This is a genomic window from Georgenia wutianyii (assembly GCF_006349365.1).
GTDB classification, from domain to species: Bacteria; Actinomycetota; Actinomycetes; order Actinomycetales; family Actinomycetaceae; genus Oceanitalea; species Oceanitalea wutianyii.
Map to the genome: position 1 here is coordinate 3,247,380 of NZ_CP040899.1, position 26,135 is coordinate 3,273,514.

Genomic DNA, 26,135 nt, shown 5'->3' on the forward strand with positions numbered 1-26,135 from the left:
CGGTGTGGTGCCCGGTCCTGCGCGGACGGTGGACAGGCGGTCAGCCGACGAGCCGCTCGGCCGCCTCCCGGTAGCGGTCGGCGGTGCGCTCGACGACGTCCCGCGGGAGCGGGGGCGGCGGGGAGGTGCGGTCCCAGCCCGCCTCCGGGGAGGTGAGCCAGTCGCGGACGAACTGCTTGTCGAAGCTCGGCTGGACGTGGCCCGGCGCGTAGCCGTCGGCCGGCCAGAACCGCGAGGAGTCCGGGGTGAGGACCTCGTCGCCGAGCACCACCCGCCCGTCGGGGCCGAGCCCGAACTCGAGCTTGGTGTCCGCGACGATGATGCCCCTGCGGGCCGCGACCTCGGCCGCCCGGGCGTAGATCGCCAGGGTGAGGTCGCGCAGCTCGGCGGCGCGCCCGGCGCCCAGGGTCTCGGCGACGACGTCGAAGGAGACGTTCTCGTCGTGCTCGCCGAGCTCGGCCTTGCGGGCCGGGGTGAAGATCGGCTCGGGCAGCCGGGAGGCCTCGACGAGGCCGGCGGGCAGGCTCACCCCGCAGACCGCCTGGTTCTCGCGGTACTCCACGAGGCCCGAGCCGGTGAGGTAGCCGCGGGCGACGCACTCGACGGGGAACATCTCCAGCCGGCGGCAGACCATCGCCCGCCCCGCCACGGCCGCCGGCACGTCGAGGGAGACCACGTGGCCCGGCACGAGGTCGGCGAGCTGGTCGAACCACCACAGGCTCAGCCGGGTGAGGACCTCGCCCTTGCCGGGGATGAGCGTCGGCAGGACGTGGTCGTAGGCACTGATCCGGTCCGAGGCGACGACGAGGACGACGTCGCCGGCCGGGTGGGGCGCCGCCGGCCGGTACAGGTCGCGGACCTTGCCCGAGTAGACGTGCTCCCAGCCGGGCAGCTGCGGCGCGGTCGTCACGGCGCGACCGCGGCGATGTCGGTGCGGTGCTGGGACCCGGCGAGGGAGATCCGGGCGACACCGGCGTAGGCGCGCTCCCGCGCCTCCTCCTGGTCGGCTCCCACACCGACGACCGACAGCACCCGCCCGCCGGCGCTCACGAGGGCGCCCTCGTCGTCGGTGGCCGTCCCGGCCTGCAGGACGTGGACGCCGGGCAGCTCCTCTGCCGCGGCGATCCCCTCGACGACGTCGCCGGAGCGGCTCGACGCGGGGTAGCCCGCGGAGGCGAGGACGACCGTGACGGCGGCCTTGTCGTGCCACGTCGGCGGCGGGACGTCGGCGAGGATCCCGGTGGCAGCCGCGTGGAGCAGCTGGGCGAGGGAGGACTTGAGCCGGGCGAGGACGACCTGGGTCTCCGGGTCGCCGAAGCGGGCGTTGAACTCCACCACCCGCAGGCCCCGGGAGGTGAGGGCGAGCCCCACGTACAGGACGCCGACGAACGGGGTGCCGCGCCGTGCCATCTCGGCGACGACCGGCCGCGCGACGCGCTCCATCACCTGCTCGACGAGGTCCTCCGGGGCCCACGGCAGCGGGCTGTAGGCGCCCATGCCGCCGGTGTTCGGGCCGGAGTCGCCGTCGCCGAGGCGCTTGAAGTCCTGCGCCGGGGCGAGGGGCACGGCGTCGGCACCGTCGCAGACGCAGAAGAGGGAGACCTCCGGGCCGTCGAGGAACTCCTCGACGACGACCGCAGGGCGGTCCCCGCCGGGGGTCACGGACCGCGACAGGCAGGCGCGCGCGTGGGCCATCGCCTCGTCCAGGTCCTCGGTGACGACGACGCCCTTGCCGGCAGCCAGGCCGTCGTCCTTGACGACGTACGGGGCACCGAAGGCGTCCAGCGCCCGCGCGACCTCCTCGGGCGTGGTGCACACGTAGGCCATCGCCGTCGGGACGCCGGCGCTGGCCATGACCTCCTTGGCGAAGGCCTTGGAGCCCTCGAGGCGGGCGGCCTCGGCACCCGGGCCGAAGCACGGGATGCCGACGGCCCGCACCGCGTCGGCGACGCCGACGACGAGCGGTGCCTCGGGCCCGACGACGACGAGGTCGGCGCCCTGCTCGACGGCGAGCGCCGCGACGGCGCCCGGGTCGAGCGGGTCGACCGGCAGGTTGGTCGCGATCTGCGCCGTCCCGGGGTTCCCGGGGGCGACGAGGACCTCGTGGGACGTGGGGTCGGACGTGAGGGCACGGGCGATGGCGTGCTCGCGCGCACCGGAGCCGACGACGAGGATCTTCACGTCACACCACCCTACCGACCTCGAGCGCGTCGCCGTGGCGCGTCCAGGACCCAGACGGGCACGGGGAGAAGTCCCCCTCGTCTACGAGAGTCGCCGAAGGCCTCGGGCGATAAAGTCTCCGGTATGACAACTCACGCCAGCATGACCGGCCCGAGCCGCGCCCGACGTGGCCTCACGGCCCTCGTCCTCCTGCCTCTGCTGCTCGTGCTGGCCGGATGCTTCCGGCTCGACATGGGCCTGACCATCAACGAGGACGACACCCTCGACGTCAGCATGGAGGTCGCCGACCTCTCCGGCATGGCCACGCGCGACGACCTCGACTGCGCCGACCTCGAGTCCGAGATCACCGACGCGCCCGCCGACGTCGAGTTCACCGTCGAGGAGATCGAGGACGAGGACGGGAACCTCGGCTGCCGCATGGTCGCCACCGGCGCCCCCATCGACTCGATGACCGGCGACGGCATGAGCATCGAGAAGGTCGACGACACCTACGTCTTCACCTTCGAGGGTGACGAGACCGGCATGGACACCGGCAGCATGGAGGACATGCCGGCGGGCATGGAGCCCGAGGTGAGCATCTCCGTGACGTTCCCCGGCGAGGTCATCGAGGCCGACGGCGAGATCGACGGCAACACCGTGACGTGGAGCGGCATCGAGGCCTTCACCGCCGGCGGGTCCGCGACCGGCGAGGCGACCGGCTCCGGCTCCTCCGCGGGCGGCGTGGACACCTGGGTCTGGGTGGTCCTCGGCGTCGTCGCGCTCGGCGCGATCGCCGCGCTCGTCATCCTCATCACCAAGAAGAGCCGCGGCAGCCGTCCCGCTGCCGGCGCCGCGCCCTACGGCGGCCCGGCCTCCCCGTACAGCCAGGGCCAGCCCGGCCAGGTCCCGAACGAGCCCGGCCCCGGCTTCCCCGCGCAGGCCGGCGCCTCCCAGCCGCAGGGCGGCTTCGGGCCCTCGCACCAGGTCCCCGCGGACCCGGGCCCCGGTTACCCCGGTGACCAGAACCCCCCGGCGACCGACCCGGCGACGACGGCGCTCACCGACACCCCGGTCGACCGCCCGGAGGGCTCGCCCTTCTCCCCGCCGCCCGCCCCGCCGGCCCAGCCCGGCAGCGAGGACGAGCAGCGCTGACCCGCACCACATGAGGAGGCCCCGCCGTGCATCGCACGGCGGGGCCTCCTCATGTCCGGGGGCCGGTCGGGCTCCCGGCGCGTGGTTCTCAGTCGAGCAGCGAGTGGCGCACGACGGTCGCCTCGCGGTCCGGCCCGACGCCGACCGAGGAGATCCGGGCACCGGACATCTCCTCGAGCGCGAGGACGTAGCGCTGGGCAGCCGGCGGCAGGTCGCCGAACTCGCGGGCGCCGCCGATGTCCTCGCTCCAGCCCTCGAGCTCCTCGTACACCGGGCGGGCGTGGTGGAAGTCGCTCTGGTTCGGGGGCATCTCGTCCATCCGGCGGCCGTCGACCTCGTAGGCCACGCAGACCGGGATGCGCTCCAGGCCGGTGAGGACGTCGAGCTTGGTGAGGACGAAGTCGGTCATCCCGTTGACCCGGGCCGCGTAGCGGGCGACGACGGCGTCGTACCAGCCGCACCGGCGCGGGCGTCCCGTCGTCGTGCCGTACTCCCCGCCGACGGAGCGCAGCCGCTCGCCGGACTCGTCGTGCAGCTCGGTCGGGAACGGCCCTTCGCCCACGCGGGTGGTGTAGGCCTTGACGACACCGACGACCCGGTCGATGCGGGTCGGGCCCACGCCGCTGCCCGTGCACGCGCCACCCGCCGTCGCCGAGGAGGAGGTGACGAACGGGTAGGTGCCGTGGTCGACGTCGAGCATGGCCGCCTGGCCCGCCTCGAAGACGACCGTGCGGCCCTCGTCGAGGGCGCGGTTGAGCACGAGGGAGGTGTCGGCGACCATCGGGCGCAGCCGCTCGGCGAACCCGAGCAGCTCCTCGGTGATCTCGTCGACCTCGACGGACCGGCGGTTGTAGACCTTGACCAGGAGCTGGTTCTTCTGGACGAGGGCGCCCTCGACCTTCTGCCGCAGGATGCCCTCGTCGAACAGGTCCTGGATGCGGATGCCGACACGCGCCATCTTGTCGGCGTACGTCGGGCCGATGCCCCGGCCGGTCGTGCCGATCTGGCGCTTGCCGAGGAAGCGCTCGGTGACCTTGTCGAGGGTGCGGTTGTAGGACGGGATGACGTGGGCGGAGGAGGAGACGAGCAGGCGGGAGACGTCCACGCCCCGTGCGGAGAGCCCGTCGAGCTCGGCGAAGAGCACCTCGAGGTCCACGACGACACCGTTGCCGATGACGGGGGTGCAGCCCGGGGTGAGGATGCCGGAGGGCAGCAGGTGCAGGGCGTACTTCTCGTCCCCGACGACGACGGTGTGCCCCGCGTTGTTGCCGCCGTTGAACTTGACGACGTAGTCGACCTCGGAGCTCAGCTGGTCGGTGGCCTTCCCCTTGCCCTCGTCGCCCCACTGGGCTCCGACGACGACGACGGCTGGCATGTTCGATCCTCTCGCTTCACGGCAGGGTCGATCGACCCCCGGTTCAGGCTACCGAACGTCGTCCGCCTCACGGCGGTTCGGTGTGCATCGGGGTCGGCCGGGTCATACTCTTGTTGTCGACACCACAGCGGGCCGACCGTCGCGCGCCTCCACAGAGCCGACGGTCAGAGGGAGCAGCATGATCGAGATCGCGGCGTCAGCGACCACGACGACCGTGACCGTCACCGGGGACCTCGACCTCGCCGAGAGGGCGCAGTTCCCCGAGGTCACCGCACGGGTGAGTGGCCTGCGACGTCAGCTCCTCGTCATCGACATGTGCGAGGTGACGTTCCTCGACTCGACCGGTGCCGCGTTCCTCATCGCGCTGGCCGACGCCGCGATCAAGCGCGGCGGCGCCGCCGTGCTGCGCGGCGCCGACGACCGTGAGCTGTTCGTCCTGGAGATCTGCGGCGCGCTCGGCAACTTCCGCATCGACGCCGACCACCGCTGCGAGCAGCGCGCCTCCTGACGCACCCCGCACCACCCACTCCCCCCGCGACAGCCGACTTCCGCGCGACAGCCGACTTCCGCGCGACAGCCGACTTCCGCGCGACAGCCGAGTTCCGCACGACAGCCGAGTTCCGCACGACAGCCGAGTTCCGCACGACAGCCGAGTTCTGCACCGCGGACTCACCGCGGCGGAACCCGAAGGTTGCTCCACGAGACCCGTGCACGACGTCGTCGCCCACAGCTCGGGCCGTCACTCGCCCCCGGCACCCGCGACCGACGCCACTGTCGCTCCATGACCTCGCTCCTCGACCGCCCGTTCACCCGTCGCGACGCCGATGCAGACGGCCTGACCGGCATCGAGCTCGCCGCCCTGTGCGCGTCCGGCGAGCTCCTCCACCCCAGTAAGGGCCTGTACCTGCCCGCACACCTCGCCGACGACGTCGGGGCTCGCGCCCTGGCTGTCAGCCTCGTTCTTCCCCGGGGTGCCGCGCTAGCGCGCGAGTCGGCAGCGTGGCTCATGGGGATCGACGTCCGCCCACCCGCCCGGTGGCAGCAGCCCCCGCTCCTCGAGTGCCTTGTCCCCCTCGGCGCCGTCCGACCGGAACGTCCCGACCTCAACGCCTTCGTCAGCGACCTCCCGCTCGGCGACGTCGTCGACGTCGCCGGTGTGCCGTGCACGTCGCCCACCCGCACGGCGCTCGACCTCGCGCGCTACCGTCCGGCGTTCATCGGACTCGGCGCGGTGGACGCGTTCACGCACGCGGGCCTCACGACGGTGTCCGAGCTCGAGGCCGCGCTCCGTCCGCTACGCGGGCGTCGGTTCGTCCGGCGGGCGCGCGACGTCGTCGCGCTGTGCGAGCCGGCCACCGAGTCGATGGGCGAGTCGTGGAGCCGGTTGCGCGTCGTCGAGGCCGGCCTGCCCCGGCCACAGGTACAGATCAGACTGCGGGAGAACGGCGTGGAGATCTACCGCCTCGACATGGGGTACGACGTTGAGCAGGTGGGTATCGAGTACGACGGCGTCGAGCACCACCTCAAGACCCGCGAGCAACGCCTGCACGACGACGCACGCCGCGCGGACATCCAGGACCGGTTCGGCTGGCGGGTCGTCCCCGTCACCGCGGAGGACGTGTTCGGCCGCCGGCCCGTCCTCGAGGGGACGGTCATGGAGCTTCTCGGCATCTCGGTCGAGATACGCCGCCGTCGCTGGACGTGAGGGCACCCGACAGTCGGTCCCCCTGGCAGAACCCCGCTCTCGCGCACAACTCGGCTGTCGCGCACAAGTCGGCTCTCGCGCGGAAGTCGGCTGTCGCGCACAACTCGGCTGTCGCCCGGAACCCCGCTCTCGCGCACAACTCGGCTCTCGCGCACAACTCGGCTCTCGCGCACAACTCGGCTCTCGCGCACAAGTCGGCTCTCGCGCGGAAGTCGGCTGTCGTGCGGAAGTCGGCTCTCGCGGATGGGTGGCGGCGGGGGTCAGGAGGTGGTGGGCGGTGTGTCCTTGGCGTCCTTGCCCTTGCTCCAGGGGTCCTTGGGACGGACGCGGGCCCAGACGACCTTGCCGGCCGGGGTCGGGCGCCAGCCCCACTCGGCGAGCCGGGAGATGATGTGCAGCCCGAAGCCACCGATCCGCCCGACCCGGCCCTCGCGGAGCACCGGCGGGCTGGGGTTGGCGTCCTCGACCTCGATGCGCAGCCCGTCACCGGTGTCGCGCAGGCGCAGGTCCACCCGGCCCCACCCGTGCATGACGGCGTTGGCGACCATCTCGGAGGCCACGAGCTCGGCCGCGGCGGTGTCCTCGATCCCCCAGGCCTCGCAGGCGCGCAGCACGGCGTGGCGGGCGCGGGCGATCGTCTGCGGGTCCATCGGCATCTGCCAGCGGCGCTCCCGGGGACCGGACCACCGCAGGGCGGGCGCCGCGGGGTCCGGGACCCGCAGCACGACGAGCGCGATGTCGTCCTCGGGGGCGTCGGCGAGCTCCTGGAGGAGCTCCTCACCGATCCCCGCGGCGTCCGGCGCGTCGATCTGCTCCGCCGTCGCGACGAGGGCGGCGACGCCGTCGCGCATCGACCGGTCCCGCCGCTCGACGAGGCCGTCGGTGTAGAAGATGAGGACGTCCCCCGGCTGGGCCACCGCGTGGCCGGTGTGCCGGGGACGCCCGCCGAAGCCGACGAGCGGCCCGTTCGCGCCGTCGAGCTGGCGCGACCGCCCGCCGCTCACGTGGACGATCGGCAGGTGCCCGGCACGCGAGTAGGCGATGTCCCAGTCCTCGCCGTCGGCCCGCGGGGACAGGCTCGCGTAGACGAACGACGCCGGCCGCGCGATCCGCATGCCCGCGACGAGCCGGTCCACCCGGTCGAGAACCTTGCCCGGCTCGACGAACTCGGCGGCATAGGCGCGCACGACCGAGCGCAGCTGGCCCATCGCGGCGGCCGCCTCGACGTCGTGCCCGACGACGTCGCCGACGACGATCCCGACCTTGCCCTCCCCCATGTCGAGCACGTCGTACCAGTCACCGCCCACCTGGGCGTGCTCCGAGCTCGGGGAGTAGTAGCTCCACACGTCCACGCCCTCGACATGGCTCTGCTCGGGGAGCATGGCACGCTGGAGGGTCTCGGCGAGCCGGTGCTCACGGTCGTAGAGCTGGAGGTTGTCCATCGCCATGCCGACGCGGCGCGCGACCAGCTCGAGGACGGTCGTGAGCTCACCGGGCGGCATCGCGCGCCGGTCGCGGCTGGGGTCGGGCGGCTGCACGGCCAGGACACCGAGGACCGCCTGGCGGCCGAGCACCGGCAGCAGCCACAGCGGGCCGTCGTCCGGCGCGTCGGGGTCCTCGGCGAGCAGGGCGAGCAGCTCGGCGGTGAGGGTGCCCTCGCGTGCCGGGCGGTCACGGTCGATGACGACCGTCTGCATCCGGGTGTCGAGGAGGAGCTCGCGCACGGGGTCGGAGCCCACGCCCTGGGCGCGGGCTCCGCGGCGCAGGTCACGACGGTGGTAGGTGATGCCGGCGAGGTCGGTGATCCGCTGCAGCCGGGTGCCGTCGGCGTAGAACCCCGCCCACGGGACGATGCGGCGCACGAGCAGCGCGCCGATCTCGACGAGCGCGGTGGCCGAGTCCGCGTCGGCGAGGATGTCGGAGACCCGGGCGACGAGGCTCAGCCCGCGGCGGGCGCGCTCCTCGGCAGCGGCCCGCTCCTCGGCCAGCACTGCCGAGGCGAGCTCCTCGGTGGCGTCACGCACCGTGACGAGCCAGCGGGTCGAGCCCTCGGGCTCCCCGGCGCCGAGCGGGCTGAAGGACACGGTGGCGCGGAAGGCGGTGCCGTCCGCGCGCGCCACCGAGCGCACGACGGCGACCGGCAGGCGGGCGTGCAGCGCCTCGCGCAGCGCGGTGGAGTCGCTCGCGGTGACGAGCCGGGGCGCGGTGGCCATCAGCTCCTCCTGCGAGAAGCCGGTGGCCTCGGCGAGCGCGTGGCCCACCCACACGACCCTGCAGTCCGGCGGCTCCTGCGTGAAGTCGACGTCGACGACGTACGTCGGGTCGGGAAGGGCGTCGAGCAGCTGGTCCGAACGCACCGTGAGCGTGGCCGGGGTACGCCCGGCGTGCTCGGCGTCGGCCTCCATGACGACCCCCAGACCCGGGGTCGGGACCGCCCCAGCCGCGGGCATGCCGCGAACCCGGTCGGCCATGGTGTCTCTCCCATCGTGCTGAGTCTCCTAGGATGCCCTTGAAGGCGTTCCGGCGCGAGCCGCCGGACGAGATGAAGGAGAACCTGTGGTCGACGACCGTTCCACCCCGCCCGGTGAGGGACACGACGCCGGGACCGCCTCCGTCATGGTGGCGCACGGGCGCACGCGGCTCGTGCTGTCCGGTGAGATCGACGTCGCCCTGAGCAGCGAGCTCACCGAGGCTGTCGCCGAGGCCGAGGCCTCGCGCAACCCGGTGGAGATCGACGCGCGCCACGTCACCTTCATGGACTCCTCCGGCGTCGCGCTGCTCGCCCGGCTCGCCCACCGCACGCCCGGCCCGCTCACGATGATCAAGCCGCCGGACGTCGTGCGCTTCCTGCTCGACATCACCCGTCTCGGCGACGTCGTGACGATCCTCGACGAGGATCCCGGCTTCCCCGAGTTCGACGGCGACGACGCCGCCTGACGCGCCACGCCGCCCGCACGACGAAAGGGGCCCGCCGGAGATCCGGCGGGCCCCTTCGTCGTGCGTCGTGCGTCAGGACATGCGGGTGCCCGCAGAGCGCAGCTGCTGGCAGGCCTCCATGACGCGGGCGGCCATGCCGGCCTCGGCCAGCTTGCCCCAGGCGCGGGGGTCGTAGGCCTTCTTGTTGCCGACGTCGCCGTCGATCTTCAGCACGCCGTCGTAGTTCTTGAACATGTGGTCCACGACGGGACGCGTGAAGGCGTACTGCGTGTCGGTGTCGACGTTCATCTTGATGACGCCGTTGTCCACCGCGAGGGCGATCTCCTCGGCGGTGGAGCCGGAGCCGCCGTGGAAGACGAGGTCGAACGGCATGTCCTTGCCGATCTCCTTGCCCACGACCTGCTGGATCTCCCCGAGGATCTCGGGACGCAGCTTGACGGCGCCGGGCTTGTAGACGCCGTGGACGTTGCCGAAGGTGAGGGCGGTGAGGTACCGGCCCTTCTCCCCGGCGCCGAGGGCGCGCACGGTGGCGAGGCCGTCCTCGGGGGTGGTGTAGAGCTTCTCGTTGATCTCGGCCTCGTGGCCGTCCTCCTCGCCGCCGACGACGCCGACCTCGATCTCGAGGATGGTGCGCGCCTTCTGGGAGAGCTCGAGGAGCTCCTCGGCGATGACGAGGTTCTCCTCCAGCGGGACGGTGGAGCCGTCGAACATGTGCGACTGGAACATCGGGTTCTTGCCGGCGGCGACCTCCTCGGCCTCCATGGCGAGCAGCGGCTTCACCCAGGAGTCGAGGTTCTCCTTGACGCAGTGGTCGGTGTGGAGAGCGATCGTCACGTTGTAGTTCTTCGCGACCTCGTAGGCGTAGGCAGCCAGCGCGCGGGTACCGGTGACGCGGTCCTTGATGGTCGAGCCGGAGGCGTACTCACCGCCACCGACGGAGACCTGGATGATGCCGTCGCTCTCCGCCTCGGCGAAGCCGCGGATCGCGGCGGTCACCGTCTGCGAGGAGGTGACGTTGATGGCCGGGTAGGCGAACTTGCCAGCCTTCGCCCGGTCGAGCATCTCGTTGTAGGACTCGGGGGTTGCGATGGGCACTGAAGGCCTCCTGAGAATCGACGCAGTGAACCCTTAGATTGTGTCACGTCCGTTCTCGCGAGGGGCGGGACGTCCGGTCTCAGGGACATGCTGCAGCGCCCACGCGTACATCGCCACCGCCGCGGCCGCGCCGACGTTCATCGAGCGGGTCGACCCGTACTGGGTGATGTGGAGGATCTCCTGGCACGCGGCACGGGCCGCGGGCGACAGGCCACCGGACTCCTCGCCGAACAGGAGGACCGCCCGCTCGGGCAGCGGACGGTGCTCGAGGGGCCGCGAGCCGGGCACGTTGTCGATGCCGATGAGCGGCAGGTCCTCGCTGCGCGCCCACGCGAGGAGGTCGGCGACGTCGGGGTGGTGGTACAGGTGCTGGTAGCGGTCGGTGACCATCGCCCCGCGCCGGTTCCACCGGCGCCGTCCGACGATGTGGACCGCGGCGACCCCGAAGGCGTTCGCGGTGCGGACGACCGAGCCGATGTTGAAGTCGTGGCCGAGGTTCTCGATGGCGACGTGGAGGGGGTGGCGCCGGGTGTCGAGGTCGGCGACGATCGCCTCGAGGCGCCAGTAGCGGTAGCGGTCGACGACGTTGCGCCGGTCTCCGGCCGCGAGCAGCTCGGGGTCCAGGCGCGGGTCGTCGGGCCAGGCGTCCGGGCCGCCGGGCCAGGGCCCGACCCCGACGTCGGTGGTCTCGCCGCTGGGGGTGCCGTCGCTCACGCGTCGCGGCGGGGCTCGCGCTGCTCGTCGAGGAGCGACGCACTCTCCTCGGAGCTGGGGGCCGAGGGCGGCTCGCCCTGGAAGTGCACGGAGGGCACGGCGCGCACGGCGGGGTCGTTGGCCTCGAAGTACTCCGCGCGCCGGAAGGAGAAGACGCGGGCGACGAGCGCGGAGGGGAAGGTGTCGATCCTCCGGTCGAGCTCGCGGACGTTGGCGTTGTAGAACCGCCGGCCGGCGCCGATCCGGTCCTCGATCGTGGTGAGCTCGACCTCGAGGTCGGTGAAGCGCTCCGAGGCGCGCAGCTCGGGGTGGCTCTGCGCGACGGTGAAAAGGCGGCTCAGCGCGCCGCTGAGGGCGCTCTCCATCTCGGCCTGCTGCGCCGGGCCCCTCCCGCCACCCGCCGCGGCGTCCCGCGCGCGGGTCACCTCGGCGAAGACGTCGTCGTGCCCGGTGTCCTGCCCCTCGACGGCGGCGACGAGGGTGGGGACGAGCGCGTGGCGCCGGTGGAGCTCGACGTCGATCTGCCGCCACGCCTCCTGGACGAGGTTCCGCAGCCGGACGAGGTCGTTGTACGTCGAGACCGCCCAGATGAGGGCGGCGACGAGGACGGCCAGGACGACGAGCGCGACGAGCATCTCCACCGTCCAAGCCTGGCACACCGGGCTGGGCGTGGCCGCCGGACTCAGTCGCGTGGCGCGAGCCCGAGGTCGGCGACGCCGAGTGCGGCGAGGTAGCGCACCCCGGCCTCCTCGATGCGCTCCCGGGCACCGGTGTCCCGGTCGACGACGACGGCCGCGCCGACGACCTCGGCCCCCGCCTCGCGCAGCGCCTCGATGGCGGTGAGGAGGCTGCCACCCGTCGTCGAGGTGTCCTCGACGGCGACGACGCGGCGGCCGGCCACGTCCGGGCCCTCGACGCGCCGCTGCAAGCCGTGCGCCTTGGCCTCCTTGCGCACGACGAAGGCGTCGACCTCCAGGCCCCGGGAGGCGGCGGCGTGGAGGACCGCGGCGGCGACCGGGTCGGCGCCCATGGTGAGCCCGCCGACGGCGTCGACCTCGTCCGGGCCCAGGCCGTGCTCCTCGAGGAGGTCGAGCACGACGTGCCCGACGAGGGGCGCCGCCGCGTGGTGGAGGGTCACCCGCCGCATGTCGACGTAGTGGTCGGAGGTGCGCCCGCTCGCGAGCGTCACCTCGCCGTGGACGACGGCGAGGTCGCGGACGTACTGGGCGAGGCGGCTGCGCAGGGAGTCGTTCGGGGTGGTCACGGCTGCAGGCTACCGGGCGCCCGGCTCCGGGTAGCCTCGCGTTCATGCGCCTGGCCACCTGGAACGTCAACTCCGTCCGTGCCCGCGTCGACCGGGTGGTCGCCTTCCTCGAGCGCTCGGGCACCGACGTCCTGGCGATGCAGGAGACCAAGTGCCGTGACGACCAGTTCCCCCACCTCGCGTTCCACGCCGCGGGGTACGAGGTGGTCCACCACGGGCTGAGCCAGTGGAACGGGGTGGCGATCGCCTCCCGCCTGCCGCTGGAGGACGTCGAGGCGGGCTTCGACGGGATGCCGACGTGGGGTGAGCCGGCGGCGGCCGAGGCGCGGGCCATCGGGGCGACGGTCGGCGGCGTGCGGGTGTGGAGCCTGTACGTGCCCAACGGGCGGGCGCTGGACGACCCGCACTACAGGTACAAGCTCGACTGGCTCGCGGCGCTGCGCACGGCGGCGCTCGGCTGGCAGGCGGCCGACCCTGCCGGAGCAGTCGCGCTCGTCGGCGACTGGAACATCGCGCCGCTGGACGAGGACGTGTGGGACGTCGCGGCGTTCGCCGGCGCCACCCACGTCTCGCAACCGGAGCGTGAGGCGCTCGCGGCCCTGCGAGACGCCGGTCTCACCGAGGTCACCCGGCGCTTCACGCCCGGCGCCTACACCTACTGGGACTACAAGCAGCTGCGCTTCCCCCGCAACGAGGGCATGCGCATCGACCTCGCCCTCACCTCCCCGGCGCTGGCGGCCCGCGTCACCGGCGCCCACGTCGACCGTGACGAGCGCAAGGGCAAGGGCGCGAGCGACCACGCGCCCGTCGTCATCGACATCGACTGAGGGCCGCGGCTCAGCCCTGGGCCCACGTCGGCTCGAGGGCGACGGGGCCGGCGTGCCCCTCCCAGCCGCGCCACCAGTCCTGCGCCCCCTCCGGCAGTCGCTCGACGGGGATCCGCGCGACGAGGTCGCGCAGCTCGAACTTCATGCCGGCGATGTGCGCGACGTGCTGGAGCCGCTGCTCGTCGCCCATGAGCTCGTCGGCGAAGAGCTGCTGCTCGGCCGTCCAGGTGCGGCGGCGCAGGAGGACGGCCTCGCGGGTGACGGCCCTCTCCTCGGCGGAGGCACCCAGGTGCGCCTCGGCGGCACGCAGGTAGCCGTAGTCGATGGCGATCGCGATGAGTCCGGGCTCGATCGTCAGGGTGTCGTGGACGTCGAACTCCGGCTCGACGACGACGGCGCCGGCCTCCCTGGCCCGGCCGACCTCGTCCCGCTGGACCTCGTCGGTCATGATCTGGGTGGTCGTCCGCACGACGATGGAGAGCATGTCCTTGTGGTCGAAGGACTCCGCGCGCGTGACGCCGGGGGGCCCGGCGACGACGGCGTAGCAGCGCTCGACGCCGAGCGGGCCGAGGGCGATCTCGGCCGGCAGGGACTCGCGCACGCCGCCGTCGACGTAGTTCTCCCGCCCGAGCCGCACCGGCGGGAAGACGGTGGGGATGGCGCACGAGGCGCGCACCGCCTGGACGATGTCGACCGTCTCCTCGTCCGGGAGCGGCTGGTCGCTGCGGTCGACGAGCACGCCGTCCTCGGTGACGTAGCGCAGCTCCCCGCTCTCCAGGCCCACGACGGCCACGCGCACCGTGACGCCGGAGGCCGCGACCGCCGAGGCGCGGAAGACCTCGGGGTCGAGGATGCGGTCGACGAGCGGGCCGGGGCGGTACATCGAGCGCTCCCGCCGGGCACCCTCGATGATCGCCTCGATGTCGGCGCTCGCCTGACCCACGGCGCGTACGAGCTCGATGGAGTCGAGCAGGCGTGCCGCCGCACGGCTCGCCTCGCCGGCGTCGTCGGGCTGCAGCCGGGTGGACGGCGCGGTGGCGGCCGCGGCGTCCGCGACGGCGGTGCCCGGCGCGGGCACCCGCTGCTCGACGGGGAGGTCGCCGTCGACCTCGCGGCGGGCGACGCGCTCGGCGGCGGTCGAGATGTCGTGGCGCAAGTCGGCGACCCGCTGGAACGAGCGCCCGAGGGCGCCCTGGCGTCGCCTGCGCCGCTCGAGGGCCTCCATCCACGTCGGTCCGCGCTCGCGCAGCCGGGTGAACCAGGGCTGCTCGGCGAACATCTCCGAGGACGTCATCGTCTCGCGCAGCAGCCGCTCGAGCTGGCCGAGGGAGCGGCGCTGCCCGGCAGGGTCGGCGGACTGGGAGAGGACGGCGGCGAGGATCGCGCCCGCCGACGTGCCGGTGATGACCGTCGGCGCGATGCCGACCTCGTCGTAGAGGTAGCGCAGCGCGCCGATCTGGAAGCTCGTCCGCGCCCCGCCCCCGCTGAGGACGAGGCCGGTCACCGGTGCGTCGGCCATGGGGACGAGGCTACCCACGCACGCGCTCAGCGCAGGTCGGACAGCGCGGCGTCCGACAGTCGGGGCCACAGGTCGGCCGCCCACGGCCCGAAGGGCTCGGCCCCGAGGTAGACCGCGGCGAGGTGGACCTGCGGGTCCACCCACAGGAAGCTGCCGGACTGGCCGAAGTGGCCGAAGGTGGCGGGGCTGTTGCGGGTGCCCGTCCAGTGCGGCGTCTTCCCGCCGCGGATCTCGAAGCCCAGGCCCCAGTCGTTGGGGTCCTGCCGGCCGAACCCGGGCAGGACACCGGTGAGCCCGGGGAACTGGACGGTGGTGGCCTCGGCGAGCACGCCGGGCGGGAGCACCTGCGGGTCGAGCAGCTCGCGGGCGAAGGCGGCGAGGTCCTCGGCGTTGCCGCGCGCGCCGTGGGCGGGCGAGCCCTCGAGCACGACGCTGCTCAGCCCGAGCGGGACGAGCACGGTCTGCTCGAGCCAGTCGGCGAAGTCGGTGCCGGTGGCCTCGGCGACGTGCCGCGCGAGGATCTCGAAGCCGGCGTTGCTGTAGATCCGGCGTCGGCCCGGCGCGCTCAGCGGCTCCGGGGAGTCCATCCCCACGCCCGAGGCGTGGGCGAGGAGGTGGCGCACCGTCGAGCCCTCGGGGCCCGCGGGCTCGTCGAGGTCGACGAGGTGCCGGGAGACGGCGACGAGGGTCGCCGTCGCCGTGAGCAGCTTGGTCACCGAGGCCCACGGGAAGGACTGCGCGCGCGCCCCGCGCGCCAGGCGCGTCCCGTCCGCCTCGGTGACGACGACGGCGTGGGGGACGGTGGGCAGCGCGACCTGCTCGAAGGCACTCATGGGCACCAGGGTGCCACCTCCCCCGCCCCCTCCACCCGCGAGCGCCGGTCACCGGTGCACGATCCAGCGCTCGGCGGGAAGGGGGTCGGGCGGGGCGGGGGTGGGGCGGGGGTCAGGCGGGGGTGGTGGCGCTGGGGGCGACGGGGGCGGGCTGGGCGAGGAGGACGAGGCCGCCCTCGTCGCGCCGGTCCACCGTCACGGTCGCGCCGTCGGTGACCTCGCCGCTGAGCATGAGCCGGGCGAGCTGGTCGCCGATCTCGCGCTGGACGAGGCGGCGCAGCGGACGGGCGCCGTACGCCGGGTCGTAGCCCTCGAAGGCGAGCCACTCGGCGGCCGCCGGTGTGACGTCCAGGACGATGCGCCGGTCGGCGAGCCGCGAGCGCAGCCGCCCGACCTGCAGCTCGACGATCGAGCTCAGCTCCTCGAGCGTGAGCGCGTCGAAGAGGACGATGTCGTCGAGCCGGTTGAGGAACTCCGGCTTGAACGAGGCGCGCACCGTCGCCATCACGGCCTCACGCTTCTCCTCCTCCGGCATCGCCTGGTCGACGAGGAACTGCGAGCCGAGGTTGGAGGTGAGGACGAGGATGACGTTGCGGAAGTCGACCGTGCGCCCCTGGCCGTCGGTGAGCCGGCCGTCGTCGAGCACCTGGAGGAGGATGTCGAACACTTCGGGGTGGGCCTTCTCGACCTCGTCGAGCAGGACGACGGAGTAGGGCCGGCGGCGCACCGCCTCGGTGAGCTGGCCACCCTCCTCGTAACCGACGTAGCCGGGAGGGGCGCCGACGAGCCGGGAGACCGAGTGCTTCTCGGAGTACTCGCTCATGTCGATGCGCACGATGGCGCGCTCGTCGTCGAAGAGGAAGTCCGCGAGCGCCTTCGCCAGCTCGGTCTTGCCCACGCCGGTGGGGCCGAGGAAGAGGAAGGAGCCGGTGGGCCGGTCGGGGTCGGACAGGCCGGCGCGCGAGCGCCGGACGGCGTCGGAGACCGCCTGGACGGCGCGCTGCTGGCCGATGAGCCGCTCCCCGAGGACGTCCTCCATGCGCAGGAGCTTGTCGGTCTCCCCCTCGAGCAGCCGCCCGACGGGGATGCCGGTCCACGACGCGACGACCTCGGCGACCTCGTCCGCGGAGACGCGGTCGGCGATCATCGGGGCCCCGGCGGACCCGGACCCGGCCGCCTCGGCGGCCTCAGCGTCGCGGATCTCCCGCTCGACGGCGGGGATCTCGCCGTACAGGAGACGCGAGGCGCTCTCGAGGTCGCCCTCGCGCTGGGCGCGGTCGGCCTCGATGCGCAGCGTGTCGAGCCGCGCCTTGAGGTCACCGACGCGGTTGTGGCTCGCCTTCTCGGCCTCCCACCGGGCGGTGAGGGCGGAGAGCTCCTCGGTGCGGTCGGCGAGCTCGGCACGCAGCCGCTCGAGACGGTCCTGGGCCGAGGGGTCGTCGGCGTCGGAGGACTCGACGAGGTAGGACTCCTCCATCTTCAGCCGCTCGACGGCGCGACGGAGCACGTCGATCTCCTCCGGGGAGGAGTCGAGCTCCATCCGCAGCCGGGAGGCGGACTCGTCGATGAGGTCGATGGCCTTGTCCGGGAGCTGGCGGCCGCTGATGTACCGGTCGGAGAGCGTCGCGGCGGCGACGAGCGCGCCGTCGGAGATCGTCACCTGGTGGTGGGCCTCGTACTTCGGCGCGATGCCGCGCAGGATCGCGATGGTGTCCTCGACGGACGGCTCGCCGACGAACACCTGCTGGAAGCGGCGCTCGAGGGCCGGGTCCTTCTCGATGTGCTCGCGGTACTCGTCGAGGGTGGTCGCGCCGACCATGCGCAGCTCGCCGCGGGCGAGCATGGGCTTGAGCATGTTGCCGGCGTCCATGGAGCCCTCGGAGGCCCCGGCACCGACGACGGTGTGGAGCTCGTCGATGAAGGTGACGACCTCGCCGTCGGAGTCCTTGATCTCCTGCAGGACGGCCTTGAGCCGCTCCTCGAACTCCCCACGGTACTTGGCACCGGCGACCATCGAGCCGAGGTCGAGGGAGATGAGGCGCTTGCCGCGCAGCGACTCCGGGACGTCGCCGTCGACGATGCGCTGGGCGAGCCCCTCGACGACGGCGGTCTTGCCGACGCCGGGCTCCCCGATGAGCACGGGGTTGTTCTTCGTCCGGCGGGAGAGCACCTGGACGACGCGGCGGATCTCGGCGTCGCGGCCGATGACGGGGTCCAGGCGGCCCTCGCGGGCGGCCTCGGTGAGGTCCTGCCCGTACTTCTCCAGGGCGTTGTAGGTGCCCTCCGGGTCCTGGCTGGTGACCTTGCCGGAGCCGCGGACGGTGGGCAGCGCGGAGAGCAGCGCGTCGCGGTCGGCGCCGAGGTCGCGCAGGATCTGGCCCGCGGTGCTCTCGCTCTTGGAGATGGCGATGAGCAGGTGCTCGGTGGAGACGTACTCGTCGCCGAGCGCGGCGGCCTCCTCGCCGGCCTGGGTGATGACGGTCATCATCGCCCGGGACGTCGACGGCTGGGCGACGGAGGAGCCGCTGGCGCCGGGCAGGGCGGCGACCGCCGCCTGCGCGCGCTCGATCGCGGCGGCCCGGTTCGCGCCGACGGCGTCGAGCAGGGCAGGGGCCACCCCGCCGGGCTGCTCGAGCAGCGCGACGAGCACGTGGACGGGCTCGAGCTGCGGGTTTCCGGCGGTCGACGCCGCGCGGATGGCCGCGGCGATCGCCTCCTGCGACTTGGTCGTCAGCTTGTCCATTCAGAGCCTCCGGGTTCAGGTGTGGAACGTCTGCCGAGTGCAACACCGCAGAGTTGAGTCTATTCCACTCAAGTCAGCCCGGCAGGCCCTCAGCCGACGGCCACCGGACCCGTCGGCCAGGGGTCGGCCTCCTCGAGGGCGGCGGCCAGACCGAGGAGCAGCTCCTCCTGCCCGAGCCGCGTCGCACCGAGCTGGACGCCGAACGGCAGGACGCGCCCGTCGACCTCCTCGCGGTGCAGCGGCACGGTGATCGCCGGGGCCCCGATCATGTTCCAGGGGCTCGTCCACGGGGTGAACGCCTTCTGCGCCTCGAAGTCGGCGGCGGGGTCGGCGTCGTCGCGCATCGTCCCGACGATCGGCGGCGGGGTGGCCAGCGCGGGGGTGAGGACGACGTCGAGCCCGGCCCACGCGGTGGCGGCCGAGCGCGCCAGGCCCTGGACCGCGGCGACGGCGCGCGCGTAGTCGACCCCGGAGTAGCGCCGGCCCCGCTCACGCATCCAGCGGGTGAGGGGGACGAGGAGCTCCTCGGCCTCCGGCGGCAGCGGCACGGACAGCGCGCCGACCGCCCACAGCGGGTTGAAGGACTCCCAGTCCTCCGGGCTGAACGGCACCGCGGCCCCGGTGAGCTCGTGGCCCAGCCCTTCCAGCAGGCCGACGGCACGGTCGACGGCGGCGAGGGCGCCGGGGTGGACGGTCGCGTCGTGGACGTTGATCGGCTGGGTGAGCACCCCGACGCGCAGCCGCCGGGGAGGGCGGTCGCACGCGGCGAGGAAGGTCTCGCGCGGACCGGGCAGGAGGTAGTGGTCCCCGGGCCACGGCCGGGAGAGGACGTCGAGGAACGCGGCGGTGTCGCGCACGGTGCGGGTGAGCACGCCGTCGACGGTCAGTCCCGCGCCGTCGACGCCCAGCGGCCCCTTCGAGACCCGCCCGCGGGTCGCCTTGAGGCCGACGAGCCCGCACGCGGCCGCGGGTATGCGGATGGACCCGCCGCCGTCGCTGCCGTGGGCGGCGGGCACGATCCCGGCGGCGACGGCGGCGGCCGCCCCGCCGGAGGAGCCGCCCGCGCTGCGGCGCGGGTCCCAGGGCGTGCGGGCGGCAGGGGCGACGTCGGGCTCGGTGTACGCCGGCAGGCCGAGCTCGGGCGTCGTCGTCTTGCCGACCATGAGGGTGCCGGCCTCACGCAGGCGGATCGTCACGCCGTCGTCGGCGGGGGCGATGGTGCCGCGCAGCGCGGCGCTGCCGGCCTCGAAGGGCTGCCCGGCGACCATGGTGAGGTCCTTGACCGGCACGGGGACGCCGAGGAACGGCGGCAGCGCCCCGCCCTCGCGCAGCCGCCGACCGGCCAGGGCCGCCTGCTCGAGCGCGAGGTCGGGGGTGAGGTGGGCGAACGCGCCGACGGCGGGGCCGAGCCGCTCGGCCCGCTCGAGCGTGTGCCGGGCGACCTCGTCGGGGCTGACGTCCCCGGCGCGGACGGCGGCGGCGAGGCCGAGGGCGTCGAGCTCGTGGATGTCGCTCATCACCCGAGGCTAGCGGTGGGCGTTGCGCCGGACCTGGCGCAGGTAGCGCCGCCGCTGGTCGGGATCGCCCCCGAGCCCGATCCGGTCGCTGGCGAGCGCGTCGTCCAGGACGCCCCGGACCGCGAGGGGCAGCTCGCGGAACAGGTGGGCGGCCGGCCCGAGCCAGCGGGGCACGTAGACCTCGGCCCGGCGGCGCTCCAGGGCGCGCACCGTCGTCACCGCGACCTCCTCGGCGGTGACGGGGCGGAAGCCGCGCTGGGAGCGGATCCCGGCACCCATGGGCGTGGCGGCGAGGTAGGGCAGGACGACGAGGACGTCGACCCCGGTGCCGCGCAGCTCGCGGCGCAGCGCCTCGGAGAAGGCGACGACCGCGGCCTTGGTGCCGGAGTAGACCGCCAGCCCGGCCATCGGCTTGGCGCCGGTCGCGCTCGCCACCTGGACGACGGCGCCGCGTCCGCGCCGGACCATCCGCGGCACCACCGCGCGGGTGGCGTGGACGACGGCGCGGTAGTCGACGTCGAGGACGAGGTCGTCGACGTCCGGCTGCTGGTCGAGGAACGCCCCCGTCGGCATCACCCCGGCGTTGTTCACCCACACCGCGATCGGGCCGAGGCTCTCCTCGACGTCCGCGACGAGCGCCTCGACGGCGCGGCGGTCGGTGACGTCCAGGTGGCGCCCCACGGCCCCGAGCTCGCGGGCCGTGGCCTCGGCGCCGTCGAGGTCGGCGAGGACGACGCGCAGGCCGCGGGCGAGCAGCTCGGCGGCGATGGCCCGCCCGATGCCGCGAGCACCGCCGGTGACGACGGCGACGGGCCGGGTCACGGGGCCACCTCCTGCTCGCGGCACACGTGGCAGCCGAAGACGATGTCGGCGCCGGTGAGCGCCACCGAGGCCAGCGGCCGCCGCCCGGCGAGGTGGGCGAGGGCACCGCCGGGGGCGAAGTGCCACCGTGCCCGCAGCGTGCGGACCTCGGCGGTCACCCGGTTGGCGGAGACGATCGCGCCACGGCCGGTGAGGCCGCGCTGGGCCGTCGTCAGCGGCAGGGGAAGGCGGCCGGGCAGCAGGCGGGGCCCGAGCCGCGCCGTGAGCCGGGCGACCGGCTCCCCCTCGGCGGTGACGTCGGCGTGGACGGCCGAGGCCGTGGCGTGCCGCTCGACGGCGCACAGCTCCTTGGGGATGGCCCACAGCTCCCGCCCGCCGGCGAGGGCGGGCCCGGTGCTCACCCAGATGCGCGGGATGGTCACGTGGGCGCGCAGCGAGCCGTGAGGCCGGGTGAGCACGGCGGTGAGCAGCTCGTCGTAGACGACCTCACCGCCCGGCCCGTACTCGGCGAGCGCCACCCCGAGCAGGACCCGCCCCCCGAGCAGCACCGGCCGGTGCCCCGGCGGCAACGCGTCGTCGAGCCGCGGGACCTGCGCCGCGGGGACGAGCAGCACCGAGACGAGGAGGCGGCCCCGCAGGTGCCACGGCTCGGGCGGGTAGGTGGCGTCGTCGGCCATGCCGCCATCCTCGCAGGTCACCGGCCCGGGCGCCGGGACCGGTGTCCCTCCCCTTGCGCACCGGCTGCGCCGGGCGCACCGTCGAGGGACGCGCCGCGACCCGCGACGCACACAGGGGCGCACGAGAGAGGGGGCACCGACATGGGGATCGGTGACAAGGCGAAGGACCTCATGGGCGGCGACAAGGCGGAGCAGGCCACCGACACCGGCCTGGACAAGGCCGCCGACGCCGCCGGGGAGAAGACCGGCTCCAAGCACGCGGACAAGGTCGACCAGGCCCGCGAGACCGGGGACGAGAAGCTCGGCAACGAGTGAACGGCAGGACGGCCGGCCCGGGTGCGGGCCGGCCGTCCGCGCGCGTGATGGGATGGCCCCATGACGACTTCCACCGACCCCCACGCCTGGCTCGAGGACGTCGAGGGGGACACCGCCCTCGACTGGGTGCGCGGGCACAACGAGCGCGCGGTCAGCGCCCTGGAGACCGAGCGCTTCACCGAGATGCGCGAGGAGATCCTCGAGGTCCTCGACTCCACCGAGAAGATCCCGGGGGTCGTCCAGCGCGGGGAGCACCTCTACAACTTCTGGACCGACGCGGAGCACGAGCGCGGCCTGTGGCGGCGCACGACGTGGGAGTCCTACCGCACCGACGACCCGGAGTGGGAGGTCCTCCTCGACGTCGACGCCCTCGCGCGTGAGGAGGGCGTGGGCTGGGTGTGGCACGGGGCGCACGTCCTGCGCCCGTCCCTGGACCGGGCGCTCGTCGCGCTGTCCCGGGGTGGCGCGGACGCCGACGTCACCCGCGAGTTCGACCTCGTGACGAAGACGTTCGTCGAGGACGGCTTCACCCGCGAGGAGTCCAAGGGCGCCCTCCAGTGGGCCGACAGCTCCGGTGACGTCGTCTACGCCTACACCGACGTCGGCGAGGGGTCGATGACGTCCTCGGGCTACCCCCGCACGGTGCGCCGCTGGGTGCGCGGCACCGCCCTCGCCGAGGCGCCCGAGGTCTTCGCGGGCGAGCACACCGACATGTCGATCGGCGCCGCGCACGACTTCACCCCGGGCTTCGAGCGCGACTTCGTGTGGCGCGCCCGCGCCTTCTACGACTCCGACCTCTACCTGCTGGAGGACGGCGAGCTCACCCGGGTCGACGTCCCGCGCTCCGCGGAGCCGGCGATCCACCGGGAGTGGCTCACCGTCGAGCTGCGGGAGGACTGGGAGGTCGGCGGACGCACCCTCCCGGGCGGCGGTCTCGTGGCGATCCGGCTCGCGGACTTCCGCGCCGGCAGCCGGGACTTCGAGGTCCTCCACGCCCCCACGCCGACGACGGCGCTGATCGGCGGGACCTGGACGCGCCACCACCTCGTGCTCAACGTCCTGGACGACGTGACGAACCGGCTCGAGGTCCTCACCCCGCCGGCGGGCGACGGGCCGTGGGAGCGCCGCCCGCTCGACCTCGCGACGTCGGCCACCGGCTGGCACGCCCCGCGGCTGGCGACCGTCTCCGCCGGCGCGATCGACCCGGACGAGTCGGACGCGCTGTGGCTCACGGTGAGCGGCTTCCTCACCCCGACGACGCTCGCGCGCCTCGACCTCGACGAGTCCGGCGCCGTCGTCGGCCTCGAGCCGCTCAAGGCGCTGCCCGCCTTCTTCGACACCGAGGGCCTGCACGTCGAGCAGCACTTCGCGACGTCCGACGACGGCACCCGGGTCCCGTACTTCCAGGTCTCCCCCGTGCCTGCCGCGGACAACGAGGACGTCCGGCCGCTGCCCACGCTGCTGTCCGGGTACGGCGGGTTCGAGATCCCGCGCCTGCCCGCCTACTCGGGGGCGATCGGCCGGGCGTGGCTCGCCCGGGGCGGGGCGTACGTCGTCGCCAACATCCGCGGCGGCGGGGAGTACGGGCCGCGCTGGCACCAGGCGGCCCTCAAGGAGAAGCGCCACCGCGCCTACGAGGACTTCGCGGCAGTGGCGCGCGACCTGTTCGCGCGTGGGGTCACCGACGTCGCGCACCTCGGTGCGCAGGGCGGCTCCAACGGCGGCCTGCTCATGGGCAACATGATCACCGGCTACCCCGAGCTGTTCGGGGCGATCGTCTGCCAGGTGCCGCTGCTCGACATGAAGCGCTACAGCCACCTGCTCGCGGGCGCGTCGTGGATGGCGGAGTACGGGGACCCGGACGACCCCGAGCAGTGGGAGTTCATCCGCACGTTCTCGGCCTACCACCGCTTCGACCCGGCCGACGAGCACCCGCCGGTGCTCTTCACGACCTCGACCCGTGACGACCGCGTCCACCCCGGCCACGCGCGCAAGATGATGGCGCTCATGGCCGGGGCCGGGAAGGACGTGACGTACTACGAGAACATCGAGGGCGGGCACGGCGGCGCGGCGACGAACGCGCAGGCGGCCTTCATGAGCGCGCTCGCCTACGAGTTCCTCTGGCAGCGCCTCGGGGACTGAGGCTCAGTACGGGTAGGGACCGGTGCGTGCGCGCCGGTTCACCCGCACGAGCCACACGATGCCGATGATGAGCAGGACGAACGCGACGAAGGAGACGGCGAGCCCGACGAGGAAGGCGACGCCGGCTGCCGCGAGCGTGGAGACGTCCAGCGGCGGGGCGACGAGGAGCTGGTTCCCCGCGCCTGCGGGCAGCTCGCACTCCACCGTGTAGGCGCCGCCGTCCCCGGTGGTGAAGCTGACGCCGCCGGTGTCGGCGCCCTCGACACCGAAGGTGAACGGGCTGGTCGCGACCTCCTGGCCGCCCGGGTCGGTGACCACACAGGTGACGTCGGCGCCGTCGATGTCGGAGTCCTGGAAGTAGACGACGCGCTCGGTGCCGGCGGGGAGCTGGGCGGACCCGCCGTTCGTGATCGCCGCCGCGTTGTCCAGACCGCCGATGGCGTCGCCGGCGGACCCGAGGGCTGCCACGAAGCCGACGATCGGCGCGGCGATCATGACGAGGGCGGCGATGACGATCATGAGGATCGGCCCGGTGCGCCTGGGGCGCTGACCCGTCGGGCCGTAGCCGCCGGGAGCGCCGTAGGGTGCGGGCGCGCCGTAGGGCGCCGCAGCGCCCGGTCGGCCGTAGTCACCGGGCCCGCCGGGCTGCTGCCCGTAGCCCCCGGAGTGCTGGCCGTAGGAACCGGGCTGGTTGTACGAGCCGGGCTGGCCGTAGGGACCGGGCTGCCCGGTCCCACCCTGCTGCTCCCAGCCGCCGGGCTGCCCGTACACCGGCGGTGTGCCCTCCCCCGGGTTCTCACCCTCCGGACGTCGGCGTCCGTAACGGGGCTCCTCGGCCCCACCGTCGCTCGTGCTCATGTCGGCTCCTCCTCGCAGGGTGCGCGGTGGCGCACGCCACCAGCATGCCAGTGGGTCAGTTGAGGTGCTCGGGGCGCCAGAGGACCAGGGCGCCCCCGGTCCGGCGGGGACGGCGGCCGGGAGCGATCTCGCTCACCTGCCCCGAGGCGTCCGCGGCGAAGACGCGCGCCCGGGCGACGTTGCGGAGCCGCTGCAGCTCGGCGCGGGCCCGGGTGAGCTCGCGCTCGAGCTCGATGATCCGCCGGATCCCGGCGAGGTTGATGCCCTCGTCCTGGGAGAGCTGCTGGACCTGGCGCAGCGCCTCGATGTCGCGGTGGGAGTAGCGCCGTCCCCGCCCGCGGGCGCGCTGCGGGGTGACGATCCCCAGGCGGTCGTACTGGCGCAGGGTCTGGGGGTGCATGCCGGAGAGCTCGGCGGCCACCGAGATGACGTAGAGGGGCTCGTCGTCGGTGGGCATCTCATCTCCTCTCGTCGGTCAGCGTGCCGCGCGTGCCCTGAGGTCGGCGCGCGGGTCCTCGCCCTCGGTCGCGGCGGCGAAGGCCTCGACGGCCTTCCGCGCGTCCGCGGGCAGGTGGCTGGGGACGGCGACCTGGACGGTGACGAGGAGGTCGCCGGTGTCCTTGGGGGTGTGCACACCGCGGCCCTTGACGCGCAGCGTACGCCCCGACGGCGTCCCCGCCGGGACCTTGACCTTGACGGTCTCACCGGACACGGTCGGCACCTCGATCGTCGCACCGAGCGCGGCCTCGGCGAACGTCACCGGCACGGTGATGCGCAGGTTGTGCCCGTCCATGGCGAAGACCGGGTGGGGCTCGACGTGGACGGTGACGACCATGTCGCCGGGCTCGCCACCGCCGCGGCCGGGCTGCCCCTTGCCGCGCAGCCGGATCTTCTGCCCGTCCTTGACGCCCGGGGGGATCCGCACGGTCATCGAGCGGCCGCTGGTCGTCAGCTGGACCTTCGCACCCTCGACGGCGCTGCGGAAGGGCAGCGAGGCGCTCGTGGCGATGTCCCCGCCACGCTGGGTGCCACGGCGGGAACCGAAGCCGCCACCGGCGGCGCCGCCGAACATGTCCTGGAGGATGTCCTCGAAGCCGCCCGCCCCACCGGCACCCCCGGTCGAGAAGCGGGTGCGGCCTCCGCCGCCGGAGAACATCCCGTTGAAGAGGTCCTCGAAGCCGGCCGTGCCGCCGGCGGGACCACCGCTGCCGGCCGAGAAGCGGGCACCGCCGCCGGCCATGGCGCGCAGCGCGTCGTACTGCTTGCGCTGCTCGGGGTCCGAGAGCACGGAGTACGCCTCGCCGACGTCCTTGAACCGGCTCTCCGCGGCGTCGTCGCCGGGGTTGCGGTCCGGGTGGAGGTCGCGCGCGAGCTTGCGGTACGCCTTCTTGATCGCCGTGTCGTCGGCGTCCTTCGGGACGCCGAGGGTCTTGTAGAAGTCCTTCTCGAGCCAGTCCTGACCGGTCACTGACGTCTCACC

24 protein-coding genes are annotated in these 26,135 nt (G+C 73.9%); 7 read left to right on the plus strand and 17 right to left on the minus strand.

Translation table 11 applies throughout. The features are described from left to right. Window positions 1–40: 40 nt before the first annotated feature. Together FE251_RS14360 and purD are read right to left on the minus strand one after the other, a co-directional pair. On the minus strand, window positions 41–910 hold the full coding sequence (locus FE251_RS14360) for a phosphoribosylaminoimidazolesuccinocarboxamide synthase (protein ID WP_139949108.1): 870 nt from the start codon (window positions 908–910) through the stop codon (window positions 41–43). Next, window positions 907–2,181 carry a phosphoribosylamine--glycine ligase gene (purD, locus tag FE251_RS14365; protein ID WP_139070992.1) on the minus strand — a complete coding sequence of 425 codons (1,275 nt, stop codon included), beginning with the start codon at window positions 2,179–2,181 and terminating at the stop codon, window positions 907–909. The genes FE251_RS14360 and purD overlap by 4 nt, the downstream gene beginning before the upstream one ends. Before the next feature lie 123 nt (window positions 2,182–2,304). Here purD and FE251_RS14370 point away from each other — a divergent pair, with 123 nt between their 5' ends. After that, window positions 2,305–3,312: an LppM family (lipo)protein gene (locus tag FE251_RS14370; RefSeq protein WP_139070993.1), complete on the plus strand. Its 1,008-nt coding sequence runs from the start codon at window positions 2,305–2,307 to the stop codon at window positions 3,310–3,312. Between the two features lie 88 nt (window positions 3,313–3,400). Here FE251_RS14370 and FE251_RS14375 read toward each other — a convergent pair whose 3' ends face one another. After that, on the minus strand, window positions 3,401–4,687 hold the full coding sequence (locus FE251_RS14375) for an adenylosuccinate synthase (protein ID WP_139070994.1): 1,287 nt from the start codon (window positions 4,685–4,687) through the stop codon (window positions 3,401–3,403). 178 nt (window positions 4,688–4,865) lie between these two features. Here FE251_RS14375 and FE251_RS14380 point away from each other — a divergent pair, with 178 nt between their 5' ends. Further along, window positions 4,866–5,195, plus strand: coding sequence for an STAS domain-containing protein (locus tag FE251_RS14380; protein WP_139070996.1), 330 nt, complete (start codon window positions 4,866–4,868; stop codon window positions 5,193–5,195). Between the two features lie 273 nt (window positions 5,196–5,468). Then, window positions 5,469–6,392 carry a type IV toxin-antitoxin system AbiEi family antitoxin gene (locus FE251_RS14385; protein ID WP_139949109.1) on the plus strand — a complete coding sequence of 308 codons (924 nt, stop codon included), beginning with the start codon at window positions 5,469–5,471 and terminating at the stop codon, window positions 6,390–6,392. Window positions 6,393–6,652: 260 nt separating this feature from the next. Here the strand turns inward: FE251_RS14385 and FE251_RS14390 are convergent, their stop codons facing one another. Beyond that, window positions 6,653–8,863, minus strand: a complete 2,211-nt coding sequence (locus tag FE251_RS14390) for an ATP-binding SpoIIE family protein phosphatase (RefSeq protein WP_139072993.1) — start codon at window positions 8,861–8,863, stop codon at window positions 6,653–6,655. 85 nt (window positions 8,864–8,948) lie between these two features. Here FE251_RS14390 and FE251_RS14395 point away from each other — a divergent pair, with 85 nt between their 5' ends. Further along, window positions 8,949–9,329 (plus strand): STAS domain-containing protein, encoded by a 381-nt coding sequence (locus FE251_RS14395; protein WP_230976449.1) that lies wholly within the window; start codon window positions 8,949–8,951, stop codon window positions 9,327–9,329. A gap of 72 nt (window positions 9,330–9,401) precedes the next feature. On the opposite strand, the gene fbaA is transcribed toward FE251_RS14395, so the two are convergent. The 4 genes from fbaA to pyrE are packed head-to-tail and all read right to left on the minus strand — an operon-like array spanning window position 9,402 to window position 12,402. Further along, window positions 9,402–10,424 carry a class II fructose-bisphosphate aldolase gene (gene fbaA / locus FE251_RS14400; protein WP_139072419.1) on the minus strand — a complete coding sequence of 341 codons (1,023 nt, stop codon included), beginning with the start codon at window positions 10,422–10,424 and terminating at the stop codon, window positions 9,402–9,404. Between the two features lie 33 nt (window positions 10,425–10,457). Continuing rightward, the gene (locus tag FE251_RS14405; protein ID WP_139072418.1) at window positions 10,458–11,138 is read right to left on the minus strand and encodes an RNA methyltransferase; all 681 of its coding nucleotides are present in this window, start codon (window positions 11,136–11,138) and stop codon (window positions 10,458–10,460) included. Further along, window positions 11,135–11,773: a LemA family protein gene (locus FE251_RS14410; protein WP_139072448.1), complete on the minus strand. Its 639-nt coding sequence runs from the start codon at window positions 11,771–11,773 to the stop codon at window positions 11,135–11,137. The genes FE251_RS14405 and FE251_RS14410 overlap by 4 nt, the downstream gene beginning before the upstream one ends. Before the next feature lie 47 nt (window positions 11,774–11,820). Further along, window positions 11,821–12,402: an orotate phosphoribosyltransferase gene (gene pyrE, locus FE251_RS14415; protein ID WP_139949110.1), complete on the minus strand. Its 582-nt coding sequence runs from the start codon at window positions 12,400–12,402 to the stop codon at window positions 11,821–11,823. 44 nt (window positions 12,403–12,446) lie between these two features. On the opposite strand from pyrE, the gene FE251_RS14420 reads away from it, so the two are divergent. Further along, window positions 12,447–13,229, plus strand: coding sequence for an exodeoxyribonuclease III (locus FE251_RS14420; RefSeq protein ID WP_139949111.1), 783 nt, complete (start codon window positions 12,447–12,449; stop codon window positions 13,227–13,229). A gap of 10 nt (window positions 13,230–13,239) precedes the next feature. On the opposite strand, the gene FE251_RS15665 is transcribed toward FE251_RS14420, so the two are convergent. The 6 genes from FE251_RS15665 to FE251_RS14450 all read right to left on the minus strand — a co-directional run bounded on the left by FE251_RS15665 (window position 13,240) and on the right by FE251_RS14450 (window position 21,340). Next, on the minus strand, window positions 13,240–14,748 hold the full coding sequence (locus FE251_RS15665) for a patatin-like phospholipase family protein (protein ID WP_179954763.1): 1,509 nt from the start codon (window positions 14,746–14,748) through the stop codon (window positions 13,240–13,242). 26 nt (window positions 14,749–14,774) lie between these two features. Then, window positions 14,775–15,581: a serine hydrolase domain-containing protein gene (locus FE251_RS14430; protein ID WP_139949112.1), complete on the minus strand. Its 807-nt coding sequence runs from the start codon at window positions 15,579–15,581 to the stop codon at window positions 14,775–14,777. Between the two features lie 112 nt (window positions 15,582–15,693). After that, the gene (clpB, locus tag FE251_RS14435; protein WP_139949113.1) at window positions 15,694–18,324 is read right to left on the minus strand and encodes an ATP-dependent chaperone ClpB; all 2,631 of its coding nucleotides are present in this window, start codon (window positions 18,322–18,324) and stop codon (window positions 15,694–15,696) included. Window positions 18,325–18,413: 89 nt separating this feature from the next. Continuing rightward, window positions 18,414–19,841 carry an amidase gene (locus FE251_RS14440; RefSeq protein ID WP_139949114.1) on the minus strand — a complete coding sequence of 476 codons (1,428 nt, stop codon included), beginning with the start codon at window positions 19,839–19,841 and terminating at the stop codon, window positions 18,414–18,416. A 9-nt stretch (window positions 19,842–19,850) separates the two neighbouring features. Beyond that, window positions 19,851–20,663, minus strand: coding sequence for an SDR family NAD(P)-dependent oxidoreductase (locus FE251_RS14445; protein ID WP_168202752.1), 813 nt, complete (start codon window positions 20,661–20,663; stop codon window positions 19,851–19,853). Beyond that, on the minus strand, window positions 20,660–21,340 hold the full coding sequence (locus FE251_RS14450; protein ID WP_139949116.1) for an acetoacetate decarboxylase family protein: 681 nt from the start codon (window positions 21,338–21,340) through the stop codon (window positions 20,660–20,662). Before FE251_RS14450 ends, FE251_RS14445 begins: the two co-directional genes overlap by 4 nt. A gap of 141 nt (window positions 21,341–21,481) precedes the next feature. Here FE251_RS14450 and FE251_RS14455 point away from each other — a divergent pair, with 141 nt between their 5' ends. After that, window positions 21,482–21,655: an antitoxin gene (locus FE251_RS14455; protein WP_139949117.1), complete on the plus strand. Its 174-nt coding sequence runs from the start codon at window positions 21,482–21,484 to the stop codon at window positions 21,653–21,655. A gap of 60 nt (window positions 21,656–21,715) precedes the next feature. Further along, window positions 21,716–23,797 carry a prolyl oligopeptidase family serine peptidase gene (locus tag FE251_RS14460; RefSeq protein WP_139949118.1) on the plus strand — a complete coding sequence of 694 codons (2,082 nt, stop codon included), beginning with the start codon at window positions 21,716–21,718 and terminating at the stop codon, window positions 23,795–23,797. A gap of 3 nt (window positions 23,798–23,800) precedes the next feature. Here FE251_RS14460 and FE251_RS15670 read toward each other — a convergent pair whose 3' ends face one another. Genes FE251_RS15670 through FE251_RS14475 form a run of 3 tightly spaced genes read right to left on the minus strand, consistent with a single transcriptional unit; the run spans window position 23,801 to window position 26,123 of the window. Continuing rightward, window positions 23,801–24,655 carry a hypothetical protein gene (locus FE251_RS15670; protein WP_176554700.1) on the minus strand — a complete coding sequence of 285 codons (855 nt, stop codon included), beginning with the start codon at window positions 24,653–24,655 and terminating at the stop codon, window positions 23,801–23,803. Window positions 24,656–24,710: 55 nt separating this feature from the next. After that, window positions 24,711–25,112 carry a heat shock protein transcriptional repressor HspR gene (locus tag FE251_RS14470; protein ID WP_139072408.1) on the minus strand — a complete coding sequence of 134 codons (402 nt, stop codon included), beginning with the start codon at window positions 25,110–25,112 and terminating at the stop codon, window positions 24,711–24,713. 18 nt (window positions 25,113–25,130) lie between these two features. Next, on the minus strand, window positions 25,131–26,123 hold the full coding sequence (locus FE251_RS14475) for a DnaJ C-terminal domain-containing protein (RefSeq protein WP_139949119.1): 993 nt from the start codon (window positions 26,121–26,123) through the stop codon (window positions 25,131–25,133). Window positions 26,124–26,135 lie beyond the last annotated feature (12 nt).

Excerpts from the sequence above, each read along its gene's own strand:
- FE251_RS14370 (WP_139070993.1), top strand. The coding sequence starts at position 2,305 with ATGACAACTCACGCCAGCATGACCGGCCCGAGCCGCGCCCGACGTGGC.
- FE251_RS14375 (WP_139070994.1), bottom strand. The coding sequence starts at position 4,687 with ATGCCAGCCGTCGTCGTCGTCGGAGCCCAGTGGGGCGACGAGGGCAAG.
- FE251_RS14380 (WP_139070996.1), top strand. The coding sequence starts at position 4,866 with ATGATCGAGATCGCGGCGTCAGCGACCACGACGACCGTGACCGTCACC.
- FE251_RS14385 (WP_139949109.1), top strand. The coding sequence starts at position 5,469 with ATGACCTCGCTCCTCGACCGCCCGTTCACCCGTCGCGACGCCGATGCA.
- FE251_RS14390 (WP_139072993.1), bottom strand. The coding sequence starts at position 8,863 with ATGGCCGACCGGGTTCGCGGCATGCCCGCGGCTGGGGCGGTCCCGACC.
- FE251_RS14410 (WP_139072448.1), bottom strand. The coding sequence starts at position 11,773 with ATGCTCGTCGCGCTCGTCGTCCTGGCCGTCCTCGTCGCCGCCCTCATC.
- FE251_RS14420 (WP_139949111.1), top strand. The coding sequence starts at position 12,447 with ATGCGCCTGGCCACCTGGAACGTCAACTCCGTCCGTGCCCGCGTCGAC.
- FE251_RS15665 (WP_179954763.1), bottom strand. The coding sequence starts at position 14,748 with ATGGCCGACGCACCGGTGACCGGCCTCGTCCTCAGCGGGGGCGGGGCG.
- FE251_RS14430 (WP_139949112.1), bottom strand. The coding sequence starts at position 15,581 with ATGAGTGCCTTCGAGCAGGTCGCGCTGCCCACCGTCCCCCACGCCGTC.
- clpB (WP_139949113.1), bottom strand. The coding sequence starts at position 18,324 with ATGGACAAGCTGACGACCAAGTCGCAGGAGGCGATCGCCGCGGCCATC.
- FE251_RS14440 (WP_139949114.1), bottom strand. The coding sequence starts at position 19,841 with ATGAGCGACATCCACGAGCTCGACGCCCTCGGCCTCGCCGCCGCCGTC.
- FE251_RS14450 (WP_139949116.1), bottom strand. The coding sequence starts at position 21,340 with ATGGCCGACGACGCCACCTACCCGCCCGAGCCGTGGCACCTGCGGGGC.
- FE251_RS14455 (WP_139949117.1), top strand. The coding sequence starts at position 21,482 with ATGGGGATCGGTGACAAGGCGAAGGACCTCATGGGCGGCGACAAGGCG.
- FE251_RS14460 (WP_139949118.1), top strand. The coding sequence starts at position 21,716 with ATGACGACTTCCACCGACCCCCACGCCTGGCTCGAGGACGTCGAGGGG.
- FE251_RS15670 (WP_176554700.1), bottom strand. The coding sequence starts at position 24,655 with ATGAGCACGAGCGACGGTGGGGCCGAGGAGCCCCGTTACGGACGCCGA.
- FE251_RS14470 (WP_139072408.1), bottom strand. The coding sequence starts at position 25,112 with ATGCCCACCGACGACGAGCCCCTCTACGTCATCTCGGTGGCCGCCGAG.